We start from the raw sequence: 14,664 nt of genomic DNA on the forward strand, positions 1-14,664 counted from the left end.
TAAAGGAATAGTACCATGCAGCCCAACGACATCACTTTTTTTCGCCGTTTTCAGGACGATATTCTGGCAGGGCGGAAAACCATTACCCTGCGTGACGATGCGGAGTCCCATTTTAAGGCCGGAGATATTTTACGCGTCGGGCGATATGAAGACGATGGCTACTTCTGCACCATCGAAGTGCTGTCCACCTCGCGCATTACGCTTGATACGTTAACGGAGTGGCACGCGCAGCAGGAGAACATGACGCTCGCCGAACTGCGTCGGGTGATCACCGACATTTACCCAGGCCAAACGGCGTATCACGTGATTGAGTTCAAATATCTTCATAAAAATGATGAACAAGTGTGAGGTGAATGATGTTTATAACCTTATGATTTTTATTGATTTACAAAATTACACCTTTTTATTTTAGCTAACAGGTGTTCACTGGAATCATTCTCAGTTACGCTAGGAGCGTTTAACAGATTGTGTTGTTCACCCGGAGTACGTAATGGACCAGAAGCCGCTCATTAAACAGGGTTATTCGTTGGCAGAGGAAGTTGCCAACAGCATCAGCCATGGAGTGGGTTTTGTATTTGGTATTGTGGGGCTGGTTCTGCTGCTGGTTCAGGCGGTGGACACCAACGCCAGCGCAATGGCAATCACCAGCTATAGCCTTTATGGCGGCAGCATGATTTTGCTGTTCCTTGCCTCGACGCTGTATCACGCCATTCCACATCAGCGAGCCAAAATCTGGCTGAAGAAATTTGACCACTGCGCTATCTATTTGCTGATTGCGGGGACCTATACGCCATTTTTGCTGGTGGGCCTGGATTCACCGCTGGCGCGTGGGTTGATGATTGTTATCTGGAGCCTGGCGCTGCTGGGTATTCTGTTTAAGCTCACCATCGCGCACCGCTTCAAGGTGCTATCGCTGGTCACCTATCTGACGATGGGCTGGCTGTCGTTGATCGTGGTATATCAACTGGCGATTAAGCTGGCGATTGGCGGAGTAACGCTACTGGCGGTCGGCGGGGTAGTGTATTCGCTGGGCGTGATTTTCTACGTCTGCAAACGCATTCCTTACAACCATGCTATCTGGCACGGCTTTGTACTGGGCGGCAGCGTGTGCCACTTCCTGGCAATTTATCTTTATGTTGGGCAGGCGTGATAATTTCCCCCAGCCGTGTCAGGCTGGGGGGTAATCGTTCTGGCAGTTCTCAAGCAAAATCCACATATTTGGCTCATCATAACCTGCAATCGTGCCGAGAATGTTTGCTCCTGGCCCTAAACTGACACTGTGTAAATAGGGCGTATTTATATTGGCACAGAATAAACGATAACCCCCTGATAGATTTGTTAATGCGACGTATCTGGCCAATGCCAGCATAAAATCCCTTCGTTACTTATCTGCGCCAGTTCGCGGCGCCAGGGGTGAGTGAATGTCGGTGAAAATCCGGCAATTAAACTTGCCCGTGATCCTTGTTCTATATTCCAGACAGACAGTCCTTCCGCATTGGCTGAAAACAGATGCACGCCATCGGAAAAAAATCGTCCACCAGCTCCCGCAATGGGCGTAATCTCGTCAGAGGAAATATGACAAAGAAAGGCAACCTGGTTTTTTGCGGATGCTTTGTTGGAAAGAAGCACCTGAATGACGAATTGCTCATCATTTATCCAGCTAATGCCAATATCCCAGTCTTCCCGCTGGAGGGGAAAATTTTGCGTCCTGACTTTATCTTCAGTTTCCCAGACGTTACCAGAAAGCCAATTCTCTGGTTCGAAATGCGCAAGCACGCCAACGGGACTCCATACCCAGCCATCATCAAGCACCCTGGTACCTGATGGTGAGAGATAAAGGCCGCCGTGAAAATAATCGAGATCATGCGATGATTGTTCTTCACCGCTCTGGTCGTCTGTCGGGCCCCGCGCAGTCAGCAAACGACCCGTTTCAGGATCGGAGGCATCCAGACGGTTCCATGCTGTGCGGTGAATTATCACGGGGCGTTTATTATGAATAATAAAACTTAGCGAGAAGGGCACGGTTTTCGGGTGATAGTCTCCACCATCCAGCGTCATAGTGATGCGCTTTTCCAGCAGATCGACCACTACGCCGTGGCGCCCATAATCATGAACTAATGCCGCGAAACGCCCGGAAGGATCGCAATGCAGGCGGGGCGTAAGATGCCGATTGCACCATGCCTCGTCCGTTTCTTCAGGTAGCGAGACTGACATCAACGTTTTTCGAACCCCGGTGTTCGGGTCGAAAACAGCCAGCTCGTGAGAGGCACTGTAGAGCAACCAGCGCCTGTCCGGCAGTGCAGTCATGGTTAACACGGGCGTTCCGGGAAGTTCTATAAAGCGAACAGGAGGTAAATGAGATACAGGGCATTCCTGAACAGTGACTTCACCAGAAACACCGTCAAGATACCCTTCCTGATTGATTAACTTAAGCTCATCCAGCCCGATACGCCTGACATTTAATTTTACGCCTTTGTGGGTGACGTCTTTACGGCACGCCTCACAGAGAAGAAAAGACTCAGGGCCCTTTCCGGTAAAGTACCAATAATAATCGCTTTCGGGATTTGCGAGTAAATGTTCGCATGCGCTAACGTCACCATTATCGTCCATGATCAATTTTCCTTTGGTTGTTAACGCTACTCTTCCAGCGAATACGGCAGCGGCTCAATGCTCAATGTATTGGCATCGTCGCGCACGCGGAAGATGCTGTCCGGTTCCATATCGTTATTCATCACCGCCTGCACTAGCAGTCGGCCATCGTCGAGCTGTACTGCGGCTAAAACGGTACCGGTACGACGCCAGTTCTCGCCCATCTTCAGTTCCAGGTCTTCCCCGGCTTCCGGTACGCGGCTGGCCGTTCCCGCCAGGGACCACAACGCACGTTTGTTGGCGCCACGGAATTTGGCGCGCGCCACCATCTCCTGCCCGGTGTAACAGCCTTTCTTAAAGCTGATACCGCCCAGCGCCTGAATGTTGGTGGCCTGCGGAATAAACTGCCCGCTGTTGGCTTCATCGATAACCGGCAGGCCCGCTTCAATGTTCAGCGCCAGCCACTGCTGACTGTTGTTGAGCTGCGCTTCGCCGCGCAGGGCATCGGTCACTCGCGTAGCGGTGGCTTCGTCGGTGACCAGCAGGAAACGCTCGTCCGGGTGGGCAAACCACAACAGTGAGGTTTCGCCTTCCTGCACCAGTGGTTTGTCGGCATCCGGCAGTTCAGCAAACAGATTCGCCAGCGCCGCACGCGCCTGGAAGCCCGCTACACCAAGCAGCACCAGCGCATCGTTCGGCTCGATAACCACTTTGGAGAACACCGCGTACTTTTTCAGCTGCGTCAGTTGTGCGTCGCGCAGGCTACGGCGTTCGATCCAGGCGAAACCTTCGTTACGGCGAAACAGGCGCAGGTTGCTCCACATCTTGCCTTTAGCATCGCAATGGGCCGCTAACAGATGCTGATTGGCGCCCAGTTCCGCGACATCGGCGGTAACCTGGCCTTGCAGATACTTTTCACTGTCGGCACCGGTAAGGGTCGCCAGCGCCCAGTCATCAAGTGTCATAAGCGTCAGCGGTAAACGCGCAGAAGCGGAAGGCTGACGAGGAGGAAAAGGTGTAAAAGCCATAGTGATGTCCTGAATTGCTTAACGCACGGGTAGATAACTCATGGTAAAAGAGATGGTCATCAATGCAAGTGCTTTCAACAGCCGATTCGTGCCCTGATGCGCGGTTTGCGATAAGGTACGCAGGCAACCTGAAAATCCATTTTGTTTACGTGGGTTTTCTGAATGTTGCCCGCGATTAACGAGATTGCTGTAAAGTAAGTGCAAAAAACACGTTAAACTAATGACATCGTTATGCTGGAAGGAAATTATGGACATCAATAATAAAGCCCGTATCCACTGGGCATGCCGTCGCGGTATGCGTGAGCTCGATATCTCCATCATGCCGTTTTTCGAGCATGAGTACGATTCGCTGAGCGACGGTGACAAAGCGATTTTTATTCGTCTGCTGGAGTGCGACGATCCAGATTTGTTCAACTGGCTGATGAATCACGGTAAGCCGGCGGATGCTGATCTCCAGCGCATGGTGCATTTAATTCAGACTCGGAATCGGGAACGTGGTCCTGTGGCAATCTGATTTACGCGTCTCCTGGCGCTCACAATGGCTCTCTTTACTGCTCCACGGCCTGGTGGCGGCCTTCATATTGCTGATGCCCTGGCCGTTGAGCTACACCCCGCTATGGCTGTTATTACTGTCGCTGGTGGTGTTTGATTGTGTACGCAGTCAGCGGCGCATCAATAGCCATCAGGGGGAAATTAAACTGCTGATGGATTCACGCCTTCGCTGGCGCGATCAGGAGTGGGAGATCCTCGGGCAACCGTGGGTACTCAATTCCGGCATGATGCTGCGTTTACGCAGGCTGGCCAGCCGCCGTCGTCAGCATTTATGGATTGCGGCAGACAGTATGGATGCCGAAGAGTGGCGCGACCTGCGGCGTATCGTGATGCAGCAGCCCGCGCCGAGTAAGCATTAAGAGAATTGTTCGGCCATTTCGCCAAGAATTTGTTCGCACCAGTTCTGAATGCGTTCATCGCTCAGGTCGTACTGATTGGTCTCGTCAAGTGCGAGGCCAACAAACAGTTGACCGTCGGCGATGACCGGTTTCGGGCTGGTGAACTCATAGCCTTCGGTCGGCCAGTAGCCGACAAACTTGACGCCTTTGGTTGCCAGTTTATCGTGCAGCATGCCGAGCGCGTCCAGGAACCATTCGCCGTAACCTAACTGATCGCCCATACCATAGAGCGCAACAATTTTGCCCTCAAGATTCAGCGTATCCAGTTGTTCCCAGATGGCTTCCCAGTCTTCCTGAATCTCACCGAAATCCCAGGTTGGAATGCCGAGGATCAGCACATCGTACTGCTCCATGAGCGCCGGAGCGTCATCTTTCACATTGTGCAGCGTCACCAGTTCCGGGCCGATGATGTCGCGAATTTTCTCCGCTGCCATTTCGGTGTAGCAGGTACTGGAACCATAAAAAAGGCCGATGTTCATAACGTAAAGGTCTCGATTCTTGCTGTGACTATGCGGCCAGTGTACCAGAAGAGTCATCAATTCAGGCATAATGGTGCCGATGAAACAGGCAAAGGGGCGAACGTGGAACAGGATCTCGCACGAATCGAACAATTTCTCGATGCGCTGTGGCTGGAGCGCAATCTTGCCGAAAACACGCTGAGCGCCTATCGTCGCGATCTCACTATGGTGGTCGAATGGCTGGCGCATCGCGGCCTGACGCTTGATACCGTGCAGCATGATGATTTGCAGAATTTGCTCGCTGAACGTCAGCAGGGCGGGTATAAAGCCACCAGTTCGGCGCGTCTGTTAAGCGCCATGCGTCGCTTTTTCCAGCATCTTTATCGCGAGAAAGTGCGCGCCGATGACCCCAGCGCTTTGCTGGCCTCACCAAAGCTGCCGCAACGTTTGCCGAAGGATTTGAGCGAAGCGCAGGTTGATCGGCTGTTGCAGTCGCCGGTGACCGATATTCCGCTGGAACTGCGCGATAAAGCGATGCTTGAGGTACTCTATGCCACCGGTCTTCGCGTTTCAGAGTTGGTCGGGCTGACGATGAGCGATATCAGCCTGCGTCAGGGCGTGGTGCGCGTCATTGGTAAAGGCAACAAAGAACGCCTCGTCCCGCTGGGGGAAGAAGCGGTATATTGGGTGGAAACGTATCTGGAACATGGTCGCCCGTGGTTGCTCAACGGGGTATCGATAGACGTTCTGTTCCCCAGCCAGCGCGCGCAACAAATGACGCGTCAGACGTTCTGGCATCGCATTAAACACTATGCTCAACTGGCGGGTATCGATAGCGAAAAGCTCTCCCCGCACGTGTTACGCCACGCATTTGCCACCCATTTGCTCAACCACGGCGCAGATTTGCGTGTGGTGCAGATGTTGTTAGGCCATAGTGATTTATCGACAACACAAATTTATACGCATGTGGCGACAGAGCGACTGCGACAACTTCATCAACAGCACCACCCACGCGCGTGATGCTGACCACAAAGGACGAGTTCATGAAAAAAGGTTTAGTGATGTTTACCCTGCTGGCGGCGGCTTTTTCCGCCACCACCCACGCGGATGATGCGGCGATTAAACAGTCGCTGGCTAAACTGGGCGTTCAGAGTACGGATATCCAGAATGCGCCGGTGGCGGGCATGAAAACCGTGCTGACCAACAGCGGCGTGCTGTATGTCACCGAAGATGGCAAACACATTATTCAGGGGCCGATGTATGACGTCAGCGGCGCGCAGCCGGTTAACGTCACCAATCAACTGCTGATGACCCATCTTAACGCCCTGGAAAAAGAGATGATTGTCTACAAAGCGCCGAAAGAGCAGCACGTGATTACCGTCTTTACCGATATCACCTGCGGCTACTGCCACAAACTGCATGAAGAGATGAGCGACTACAACGCGCTGGGGATCACCGTGCGTTACCTCGCCTTCCCGCGCCAGGGCATTCAAAGCCAGGCCGAGCAGGACATGAAAGCGATTTGGTGCGCGAAAGATCGCAACAAAGCCTTCGATGACGCGATGAACGGCAAAGGCGTACAGCCTGCCAGCTGCGATATCAACATCGCGGATCACTACGCGCTGGGCGTGCAGTTTGGCGTCAACGGCACACCGGCGATTGTCCTGAACGATGGCTACGTTGTGCCGGGTTATCAGGGGCCGAAAGAGATGAAAGCCTTCCTCGACGAACACAAAAAACAGACCAGCGGTAAATAATTCGCGTGAAACCACAGATTCAACTTCGCCGCCGCGAGGCGGTTGATTCAGATTCGCTGCCCGCTGATTTACCACCATTGCTGCGTCGCTTGTACGCCAGCCGCGGCGTGAAATCAGCGGACGATCTGGAGCGCGGCCTGAAAGGCATGCTGCACTGGCGCACGTTAACGGGCGTCGAAAAAGCCGTTGAGATGCTGCACGATGCGTTCGAGAAAAACCTGCGCATTATGGTTGTCGGTGATTTTGACGCCGATGGCGCAACCAGCACCGCGTTGAGCGTGCTCTCGCTGCGTGCGATGGGCTGCCACAACGTGGAGTATCTGGTGCCGAACCGTTTTGAAGACGGTTATGGCCTGAGCCCGGAAGTCGTCGATCAGGCGCACGCACGTGGCGCGCAGATGATCATGACGGTGGATAACGGGATCTCTTCGCACGCGGGCGTCGATCACGCGCATGCGTTGGGGATCAGCGTGCTGGTGACCGATCACCACCTGCCGGGGGAGACGCTGCCGGCTGCCGATGCGATGGTAAACCCAAACCTGGTGGACTGCCCGTTCCCGTCCAAATCGTTGGCGGGCGTGGGCGTGGCGTTCTACCTGATGCTGGTGCTGTGTAATCACCTGAAGGCGAAAGGCTGGTTTGAATCGCGTGGCATCGCGGTGCCGAAGATTGTCGAGTTCCTCGATCTGGTGGCGCTGGGTACGGTTGCCGACGTAGTACCGCTGGATGCCAATAACCGCATTCTGACCTGGCAGGGCCTGAGCCGCATTCGCGCGGGCGTGTGCCGCCCTGGCATCAAAGCTTTGCTGGAAATAGCTAATCGCGACCCGCAAAAGCTGGTGGCGAGCGATCTCGGCTTTGCACTTGGCCCGCGTCTGAACGCGGCCGGTCGGCTGGACGATATGTCGGTGGGCGTGGCATTGCTGCTGAGTGAAAACCTCGGCGAAGCCCGCATGCTGGCAAATGAACTCGATGCGCTTAACCAGACGCGCAAAGAGATTGAACAGGGCATGCAGGCGGAAGCGCTGACGCTGTGCGAAAAGCTGGAGCGCAGCAGCGACACGCTGCCCGGCGGGCTGGCGATGTATCATCCCGAATGGCATCAGGGCGTGGTGGGTATTCTCGCCTCGCGCATCAAAGAGCGGTTCCATCGCCCGGTGATTGCCTTTGCGCCTGCCGGAGACGGCATGCTGAAAGGTTCTGGCCGTTCGATTCAGGGGCTGCATATGCGTGATGCGCTGGAGCGCCTGGACACGCTCTATCCTGGCCTGATGATGAAGTTTGGCGGCCACGCGATGGCGGCCGGTTTATCGCTGGAAGAAACGAAGTTTGATGAGTTCCAGCAGCGCTTTGGCGAACTGGTCACCGAATGGCTCGATCCGGCGCTGTTGCAGGGGGAAATTCTGTCGGATGGCGAACTTTCCCCGCAGGAGATGACGCTGGATGTGGCGCAGATGCTGCGTGAAGCGGGGCCGTGGGGGCAGATGTTCCCGGAACCGCTGTTTGACGGCCATTTTCGTCTGCTGCAACAGCGCATTGTTGGCGAACGTCACCTGAAGGTGATGGTGGAACCCGTGGGCGGCGGCCCGCTGCTGGACGGCATCGCGTTTAACGTTGATACCGCCTGCTGGCCGGATAACGGCGTGCGCGAAGTTAAGCTCGCCTACAAGCTCGACATCAACGAGTTTCGCGGAAACCGCAGTTTGCAGTTAATCATCGACAATATCTGGCCAATTTAGCGCCAGTAATCGCTATAAATAAGGGCGCAGATCCGGTAAAATCTCGCCCTTATAACCGCATTTTGACTCGTCCATTAAAAGAAAACAGACCATGTTTGAAATTAACCCGGTAAATAACCGCATTCAGGACCTCACGGAGCGCTCTGACGTTCTTAGGGGGTATCTTTGACTATGATGCCAAGAAAGAGCGTCTTGAAGAAGTAAACGCCGAGCTGGAACAGCCGGACGTCTGGAACGAACCTGAGCGCGCACAGGCGCTGGGTAAAGAGCGTTCCTCTCTGGAAGCCATCGTCGATACGCTGGATCAAATGTCTCAGGGTCTGGAAGATGTCTCCGGGCTGCTGGAGCTCGCCGTAGAAGCGGATGACGAAGAGACCTTCAACGAAGCCGTTGCGGAACTCGATACGCTGGAAGAGAAGCTGGAACAGCTGGAATTCCGCCGCATGTTCTCTGGTGAATACGATAGCGCCGACTGCTACCTGGATATCCAGGCCGGTTCCGGCGGCACCGAAGCGCAGGACTGGGCCAGCATGCTTGAGCGCATGTATCTGCGCTGGGCCGAAGCGCGCGGCTTCAAGACCGAGATCATCGAAGAATCAGAAGGTGAAGTTGCGGGTATCAAATCCGTCACCATCAAGATTTCCGGTGATTACGCGTACGGCTGGTTACGCACTGAAACCGGCGTTCACCGCCTGGTGCGTAAGAGCCCGTTCGACTCCGGTGGACGTCGCCACACCTCTTTCAGCTCTGCGTTTGTTTACCCGGAAGTGGATGACGATATTGATATCGAAATCAACCCGGCTGACCTGCGCATCGACGTGTATCGCGCGTCAGGGGCGGGTGGTCAGCACGTTAACCGTACGGAATCCGCGGTACGTATTACCCACATTCCGACCAATACGGTAACGCAGTGCCAGAACGACCGTTCTCAGCACAAGAACAAAGACCAGGCCATGAAGCAGATGAAAGCAAAGCTTTATGAACTGGAAATGCAGAAGAAGAACGCGGAGAAGCAGGCGATGGAAGACACCAAGTCTGATATCGGCTGGGGTAGCCAGATTCGTTCTTATGTCCTGGACGACTCCCGCATCAAAGACTTGCGTACCGGTGTAGAAACCCGTAACACGCAGGCGGTGCTGGACGGCAGTCTGGATCAATTTATCGAAGCAAGTTTGAAAGCAGGGTTATGAGGAACCAACATGTCTGAACAACACGCACAAGGTGCTGACGCGGTAGCTGACCTTAACAATGAACTGAAAGCGCGCCGCGAGAAGCTGGCAGCACTGCGCGAGCAGGGCCTCCCGTTCCCGAACGATTTCCGTCGCGATCACACCTCAGACCAACTGCACGCTGACTTCGACGCCAAAGAGAACGAAGAGCTGGAAGCGCTGAACATCGAAGTGTCCGTTGCTGGCCGCATGATGACCCGTCGTATCATGGGTAAAGCCTCTTTCGTGACCTTGCAGGACGTGGGCGGCCGCATTCAGCTGTACGTTGCCCGTGACGATCTGCCGGAAGGTGTTTACAACGAGCAGTTCAAAAAATGGGACCTCGGCGATATCCTCGGCGCGAAAGGTAAACTGTTCAAAACCAAAACCGGTGAACTCTCTATCCACTGTACCGAGCTGCGCCTGCTGACCAAAGCGCTGCGCCCGCTGCCGGACAAATTCCACGGCCTGCAGGATCAGGAAGCGCGCTATCGCCAGCGTTACCTTGACCTCATCTCTAACGATGAATCCCGCAAAACCTTTAAAATCCGCTCTCAGATTATGGCCGGTATCCGCCAGTTCATGGTAGGCCGCGACTTTATGGAAGTGGAAACCCCGATGATGCAGGTGATTCCTGGCGGCGCGTCTGCCCGTCCGTTCATCACCCACCACAACGCCCTGGACCTGGACATGTACCTGCGTATCGCGCCGGAACTGTACCTGAAACGTCTGGTCGTTGGCGGCTTCGAACGTGTCTTCGAAATCAACCGTAACTTCCGTAACGAAGGCATCTCCGTACGTCATAACCCAGAGTTCACCATGATGGAACTCTATATGGCGTATGCGGATTACAAAGACCTGATCGAACTGACCGAATCTCTGTTCCGCACTCTGGCGCAGAATATCCTCGGTACTACCGAAGTGCCTTATGGTGAAGAAACCTTCGACTTCGGCAAACCGTTCGAAAAACTGACCATGCGCGAAGCGATCAAGAAATACCGTCCGGAAACGGATATGGCGGATCTGGATAACTTCGATTCTGCAAAAGCCATCGCGGAAAGCATCGGTATTAAAGTTGAGAAGAGCTGGGGTCTGGGCCGCATCGTGACCGAAATCTTCGAAGAAGTGGCCGAAGCGCACCTGATTCAGCCGACCTTCATCACTGAATACCCGGCTGAAGTCTCTCCGCTGGCGCGTCGTAATGATGTGAATCCGGAAATCACTGACCGCTTCGAATTCTTCATCGGTGGCCGTGAAATCGGTAACGGCTTTAGCGAGCTGAACGATGCAGAAGACCAGGCGCAGCGCTTCCAGGATCAGGTTGATGCGAAAGCCGCAGGCGACGACGAAGCGATGTTCTTCGACGAAGACTACGTAACCGCGCTGGAACACGGCCTGCCGCCGACTGCGGGTCTGGGTATCGGTATCGACCGTATGGTGATGCTGTTCACCAACAGCCACACCATCCGCGACGTGATTCTGTTCCCGGCGATGCGCCCGGTGAAATAAATCACTGAGATGTGAAAAAGCCCCGATGTGTGAGCATCGGGGCTTTTTTTCACCCTCACCCTAACCCTCTCTCTGTACGGTCCGGGGACATGGTAGACAGGTGTTCGGGGACATGGTGAACACTTTTTAACATCCTTTACCCATGGAGATCGACCTTTTCTTCAGGTCGATCTCCCCCACTTTTGTACTGTACCACCACACTTCATAGCAGCCATCCTCCTGCGTCTCCTTCAGCCCGACCCGCTCTCCCCTGAACGCATTGCCTGCCTTCAGACTGATACCTTTTATGCTCAGCTTCCCGCTGATATCGACCTTCCTCACCATCACCCCTTCATCATATTCCGGTGGCGTAATGCTGTCGCTGTACTGCCTTGCAGACGGCTGATACCGCGAGGCCGGAACGGCCATACCCAGGGCTTCATGGGGCCGTTCAAGGTTATACACCGTACGCCAGTGGTCGAAAGCACGCTGCAGCTCACCGCTGTCTGTGAACCACTTACCCTGCAGTACTTCCGCCTTCAGGCTGCGGTGAAAACGTTCCAGCTTGCCCTGTGTCTGCGGATGGTATGGCCGGGAATGCCCCACCCGGATACCCTGGCGCATCAGCCACAACTCAAGTGCCGTCCAGGTGCCGGTGGTGTCGCCCCACGGTGAGCCGTTGTCCATCGTCATCCGGTCTGGCAGCCCGTAGCGTTCAAACACGCTGACCAGCTGCTGCTGCACGGTCTCACGGCGTTCATCGGTGCAGGGTGCCAGACACAGGGAGAAACGAGAGTGGTCGTCCAGCAGGGTGAGCGGATGGCAGCGGCCCCCGCCGAAGGGGAAGTGGCCCTTAAAATCCATCTGCCAGAGCCGGTTCGGCGCGTCATGTTCGAAGCGCCCTGTGGCCGGAATGCCCGGAGCCGTGCCCGGTAGCAGACCGTGACGGGCCATCAGGTTATGGACGGTGCTGAAGGCGGGCATACGGTGCCCCTGGTCTTCGAGCCAGCGCTTTATCTTGCGGGCGCCCCAGCGCTCATGACGGGCATGGGCGATGCGCAGCAGGTCAGTGATATCATCCGGAGAACGGTTGGGAGAGTGATGAGGTACGCGGGGACGGTCCAGAAGACCGGATGCGCCTTCCTCAGCCCAGCGACGAAGCCACTTGTAACCGGTGGCGGGAGAAATGCCGTAGTGACGGCAGAGGGAACGGATGTTCGCCCCGTCTTGTGAGGCGAACAGAACAAACTCGGAACGTAATGACATGGTATCTCTCGCATCCCAGGGCATAAGCGACTCCATAAACGGGTTCTTATGCCTTAGTTGTAAGTGTCTACCATGTCCCCGAACAAGTGTTAACCATGTCCCCGGACCGTACACTCCCTGAGGGAGAGGGGACAGATTGTGCAGGTGGTTGAGTCTGATGCAGGTTTTCTCCCTCTCCCTCAGGGAGAGGGCAGGGGTGAGGGTCCAAACCGCACCAGCTTATCCCGCGCCTCTTGCGAACTGTACTGCAACACCATCCACGGGCTGAATACCCACGGTGTAGCGGCAAGCGCCCGAAACAGTGCATCTAATGAAACCCAGCGGCTATCCATCACTTCGTCCGGATTCAACGTAATGGCATTGGTTAACTTTGCCGCATAGACCGGGCAGACTTCGTTTTCCACAATACCGCTGGCGTCGGTTTCGCAATAACGAAATTCTGGATACACCGGGGTGATATCCGTGAGTTCTGCGCCGACTTCAAAACGGCAGCGGCGAATAATTGCCTGTTCGAACGATTCGTTCTGCTGAGGATGACCGCAAACAGAGTTAGTCCAGACGCCCGGCCAGGCCTTTTTGCCAAGTGAGCGTCGGGTAATCAGAACCTGACCTTCGTTATTGAAGATCCAGCAGGAGAAGGCGAGGTGGAGAGGCGTGTGGGCGGTGTGTACGGCATATTTTTCCGCCGTGCCAATAGGTTCACCTTTTTCATTCAGTAAAATGACGTGTTCTTGCCCTTTCATCACGGCTCCCGATAGCGGATTCAAAAACGCCGGATGGCGCTGCGCTTACCCGGCCTACGAATTTCCCTCCGTAGGCCCGGTAAGCGAAGCGCCACCGGGCAATGCCATTATACCTCAAGCTTAGGCAAACAAACTGGCCCACAGTGCGGAAATCGGCATAACCAGAATTAAGCCTGGCAGCATATTGGCGACCGGGAACGCTTTGATATTACAGATGCGAAGCCCGGTGGCGACCATAATCAGCCCGCCTGCACAGGAGAAATCGGCCATCATATCTGGCGTGATCAGATGCAGAATATGCACCGCCAGCACCGCCAGCGCGACCTGGACGGCAATCAGCGGCAGGCCGATAGTCATCACCGAAAAACCCAGCATGGTGGCGAAAATCGCCGCGGTGAACAGGTCCAGCACAGTTTTAATGTAGAGAATCGACGGATCGCCGGTCATCCCCTCATGCATCGCCCCGAAAATCCCGGTACCGCTGGCGCAGAAGAGCACCAGAATCGCGACAAACTTTTCGGTAAACTCGTCGTGTGTTAACCCCTGAACCGGCGGGAAGATACGGTTGATCAGGCCGCGCGTGCTGCCAGCGGCTTTACCAATCTGCTTTTCGAGGAAAAACATTTCGCCAATCACCGCGCCGATAACCATCGCCAGCACCACGGCGGGCATGAATTTCACCTTGATGACCAGATTGATACCAAGGCCTACCGAGCAAAGCCCGAAGGTCAGCGGCAGCGCCGTTTTAACGCGATCGGGGATATGCGTCCCGATGACCGATCCGAACAGGCCGCCGACGATCACCGCCGCGCCGTTCACGTATGGTCCAATTAACATGGAAGTGTCCTGATAGAGTTATTCAGTGTGGCTAAGAGATCCTTCGCCCCAGCGCGGAAGATCTTTAATATCAAAATCAAACAGATCGAGAGCACGGCTGACGCTATGGGTAACGATCTCGTCAGCCGTTTGTGGCCGCTGATAAAGCGCAGGTACCGGCGGGAAAATAATGCCGCCCATTTCGGTCACCGCAGCCATATTGCGAATATGGCCGAGGTTGAGCGGCGTTTCCCGCGCCAGAAGCACCAGACGGCGGCGCTCTTTGAGCACCACGTCTGCCGCACGCGTCAGCAGATTGTCGGTCAGGCAGTGGGCAATCGCGCCCAGCGTTCTCATTGAACAGGGGGCAACAAGCATCCCCGCCGTTTTAAATGAACCGCTGGAAATCGCCGCGCCCAGATTACCAATCGGGTGAACGACGTCCGCCATGGCGAAGACATCTTCCAGGCGGTAATCCGTCTCCAGCTGGCAGGTTTTCTCTGCCCCTTTCGAGACAACCAGATGAACCTCAACGTCCAGTTTCTGCAACAGTTCCAGCGCTTTCACGCCGTACTGGAACCCTGAGGCGCCGCTAATCCCGACAATCATGCGTTTCGTGGCC

General features: G+C 55.0%; 16 protein-coding genes. 9 read left to right on the forward strand and 7 right to left on the reverse strand.

The genetic code is table 11. The features are described 5' to 3' along the window. The first annotated feature begins 15 nt into the window (after positions 1-15). Positions 16-348 (forward strand): N(4)-acetylcytidine aminohydrolase, encoded by a 333-nt coding sequence (gene yqfB / locus G163CM_RS22215; protein WP_231826313.1) that lies wholly within the window; start codon positions 16-18, stop codon positions 346-348. A 142-nt stretch (positions 349-490) separates the two neighbouring features. Further along, positions 491-1,150: a PAQR family membrane homeostasis protein TrhA gene (gene trhA, locus G163CM_RS22220; RefSeq protein WP_015963125.1), complete on the forward strand. Its 660-nt coding sequence runs from the start codon at positions 491-493 to the stop codon at positions 1,148-1,150. A 188-nt stretch (positions 1,151-1,338) separates the two neighbouring features. Here the strand turns inward: trhA and G163CM_RS22225 are convergent, their stop codons facing one another. Together G163CM_RS22225 and ygfZ are read right to left on the reverse strand one after the other, a co-directional pair. Beyond that, positions 1,339-2,610, reverse strand: a complete 1,272-nt coding sequence (locus tag G163CM_RS22225) for a hypothetical protein (RefSeq protein ID WP_231826314.1) — start codon at positions 2,608-2,610, stop codon at positions 1,339-1,341. 26 nt (positions 2,611-2,636) lie between these two features. After that, on the reverse strand, positions 2,637-3,617 hold the full coding sequence (gene ygfZ / locus G163CM_RS22230; protein WP_231826315.1) for a tRNA-modifying protein YgfZ: 981 nt from the start codon (positions 3,615-3,617) through the stop codon (positions 2,637-2,639). Between the two features lie 247 nt (positions 3,618-3,864). Here ygfZ and sdhE point away from each other — a divergent pair, with 247 nt between their 5' ends. Together sdhE and G163CM_RS22240 are read left to right on the forward strand one after the other, a co-directional pair. Beyond that, complete coding sequence (sdhE, locus tag G163CM_RS22235) at positions 3,865-4,131, forward strand: FAD assembly factor SdhE (protein ID WP_015963128.1); 267 nt, start codon at positions 3,865-3,867, stop codon at positions 4,129-4,131. Further along, on the forward strand, positions 4,112-4,528 hold the full coding sequence (locus G163CM_RS22240; RefSeq protein ID WP_149463301.1) for a protein YgfX: 417 nt from the start codon (positions 4,112-4,114) through the stop codon (positions 4,526-4,528). Before sdhE ends, G163CM_RS22240 begins: the two co-directional genes overlap by 20 nt. Here the strand turns inward: G163CM_RS22240 and fldB are convergent. Next, the gene (gene fldB, locus G163CM_RS22245) at positions 4,525-5,046 is read right to left on the reverse strand and encodes a flavodoxin FldB (RefSeq protein ID WP_231826316.1); all 522 of its coding nucleotides are present in this window, start codon (positions 5,044-5,046) and stop codon (positions 4,525-4,527) included. The genes G163CM_RS22240 and fldB overlap by 4 nt on opposite strands. 102 nt (positions 5,047-5,148) lie before the next feature. On the opposite strand from fldB, the gene xerD reads away from it, so the two are divergent. The 5 genes from xerD (at position 5,149) to lysS (ending at position 11,238) form a co-directional block, all read left to right on the forward strand. Further along, the gene (gene xerD, locus G163CM_RS22250) at positions 5,149-6,045 is read left to right on the forward strand and encodes a site-specific tyrosine recombinase XerD (protein WP_149463303.1); all 897 of its coding nucleotides are present in this window, start codon (positions 5,149-5,151) and stop codon (positions 6,043-6,045) included. Positions 6,046-6,068: 23 nt separating this feature from the next. After that, a complete protein-coding gene (gene dsbC / locus G163CM_RS22255; RefSeq protein ID WP_015963132.1) occupies positions 6,069-6,782 on the forward strand; it encodes a bifunctional protein-disulfide isomerase/oxidoreductase DsbC in 714 nt (237 codons plus the stop codon). 5 nt (positions 6,783-6,787) lie between these two features. Then, positions 6,788-8,521: a single-stranded-DNA-specific exonuclease RecJ gene (gene recJ / locus G163CM_RS22260; protein WP_231826317.1), complete on the forward strand. Its 1,734-nt coding sequence runs from the start codon at positions 6,788-6,790 to the stop codon at positions 8,519-8,521. 91 nt (positions 8,522-8,612) lie between these two features. Beyond that, positions 8,613-9,711, forward strand: a protein-coding gene (gene prfB, locus G163CM_RS22265) for a peptide chain release factor 2 (protein ID WP_231826318.1) whose coding sequence is annotated in 2 segments (ribosomal slippage) — positions 8,613-8,687 and positions 8,689-9,711 — 1,098 coding nt in all. Because the reading frame shifts where the segments join, the coding sequence is not laid out codon by codon here. 9 nt (positions 9,712-9,720) lie between these two features. Then, positions 9,721-11,238 carry a lysine--tRNA ligase gene (lysS, locus tag G163CM_RS22270; protein WP_231826319.1) on the forward strand — a complete coding sequence of 506 codons (1,518 nt, stop codon included), beginning with the start codon at positions 9,721-9,723 and terminating at the stop codon, positions 11,236-11,238. 126 nt (positions 11,239-11,364) lie between these two features. Here lysS and G163CM_RS22275 read toward each other — a convergent pair whose 3' ends face one another. The 4 genes from G163CM_RS22275 to G163CM_RS22290 all read right to left on the reverse strand — a co-directional run bounded on the left by G163CM_RS22275 (position 11,365) and on the right by G163CM_RS22290 (position 14,651). Beyond that, positions 11,365-12,507 carry an IS481 family transposase gene (locus tag G163CM_RS22275; RefSeq protein ID WP_420851270.1) on the reverse strand — a complete coding sequence of 381 codons (1,143 nt, stop codon included), beginning with the start codon at positions 12,505-12,507 and terminating at the stop codon, positions 11,365-11,367. Positions 12,508-12,662: 155 nt separating this feature from the next. Further along, on the reverse strand, positions 12,663-13,226 hold the full coding sequence (gene idi / locus G163CM_RS22280) for an isopentenyl-diphosphate Delta-isomerase (RefSeq protein ID WP_231826320.1): 564 nt from the start codon (positions 13,224-13,226) through the stop codon (positions 12,663-12,665). A 120-nt stretch (positions 13,227-13,346) separates the two neighbouring features. Beyond that, positions 13,347-14,063, reverse strand: coding sequence for a DUF554 domain-containing protein (locus G163CM_RS22285; RefSeq protein ID WP_231826321.1), 717 nt, complete (start codon positions 14,061-14,063; stop codon positions 13,347-13,349). Between the two features lie 18 nt (positions 14,064-14,081). Further along, entirely contained in the window at positions 14,082-14,651 is a 570-nt protein-coding gene (locus G163CM_RS22290) for a UbiX family flavin prenyltransferase (protein ID WP_051051086.1), read from the reverse strand. Positions 14,652-14,664 lie beyond the last annotated feature (13 nt).

The organism is Pseudocitrobacter corydidari, assembly GCF_021172065.1.
GTDB lineage: Bacteria > Pseudomonadota > Gammaproteobacteria > Enterobacterales > Enterobacteriaceae > Pseudocitrobacter > Pseudocitrobacter corydidari.

Bases quoted from the DNA above. Each gene is read 5' to 3' on its own strand.
- yqfB (WP_231826313.1), top strand. From the start codon at position 16: ATGCAGCCCAACGACATCACTTTTTTTCGCCGTTTTCAGGACGATATT.
- trhA (WP_015963125.1), top strand. From the start codon at position 491: ATGGACCAGAAGCCGCTCATTAAACAGGGTTATTCGTTGGCAGAGGAA.
- G163CM_RS22225 (WP_231826314.1), bottom strand. From the start codon at position 2,610: ATGGACGATAATGGTGACGTTAGCGCATGCGAACATTTACTCGCAAAT.
- ygfZ (WP_231826315.1), bottom strand. From the start codon at position 3,617: ATGGCTTTTACACCTTTTCCTCCTCGTCAGCCTTCCGCTTCTGCGCGT.
- sdhE (WP_015963128.1), top strand. From the start codon at position 3,865: ATGGACATCAATAATAAAGCCCGTATCCACTGGGCATGCCGTCGCGGT.
- fldB (WP_231826316.1), bottom strand. From the start codon at position 5,046: ATGAACATCGGCCTTTTTTATGGTTCCAGTACCTGCTACACCGAAATG.
- dsbC (WP_015963132.1), top strand. From the start codon at position 6,069: ATGAAAAAAGGTTTAGTGATGTTTACCCTGCTGGCGGCGGCTTTTTCC.
- lysS (WP_231826319.1), top strand. From the start codon at position 9,721: ATGTCTGAACAACACGCACAAGGTGCTGACGCGGTAGCTGACCTTAAC.
- G163CM_RS22275 (WP_420851270.1), bottom strand. From the start codon at position 12,507: ATGCCCTGGGATGCGAGAGATACCATGTCATTACGTTCCGAGTTTGTT.
- idi (WP_231826320.1), bottom strand. From the start codon at position 13,226: ATGAAAGGGCAAGAACACGTCATTTTACTGAATGAAAAAGGTGAACCT.
- G163CM_RS22285 (WP_231826321.1), bottom strand. From the start codon at position 14,063: ATGTTAATTGGACCATACGTGAACGGCGCGGCGGTGATCGTCGGCGGC.
- G163CM_RS22290 (WP_051051086.1), bottom strand. From the start codon at position 14,651: ATGATTGTCGGGATTAGCGGCGCCTCAGGGTTCCAGTACGGCGTGAAA.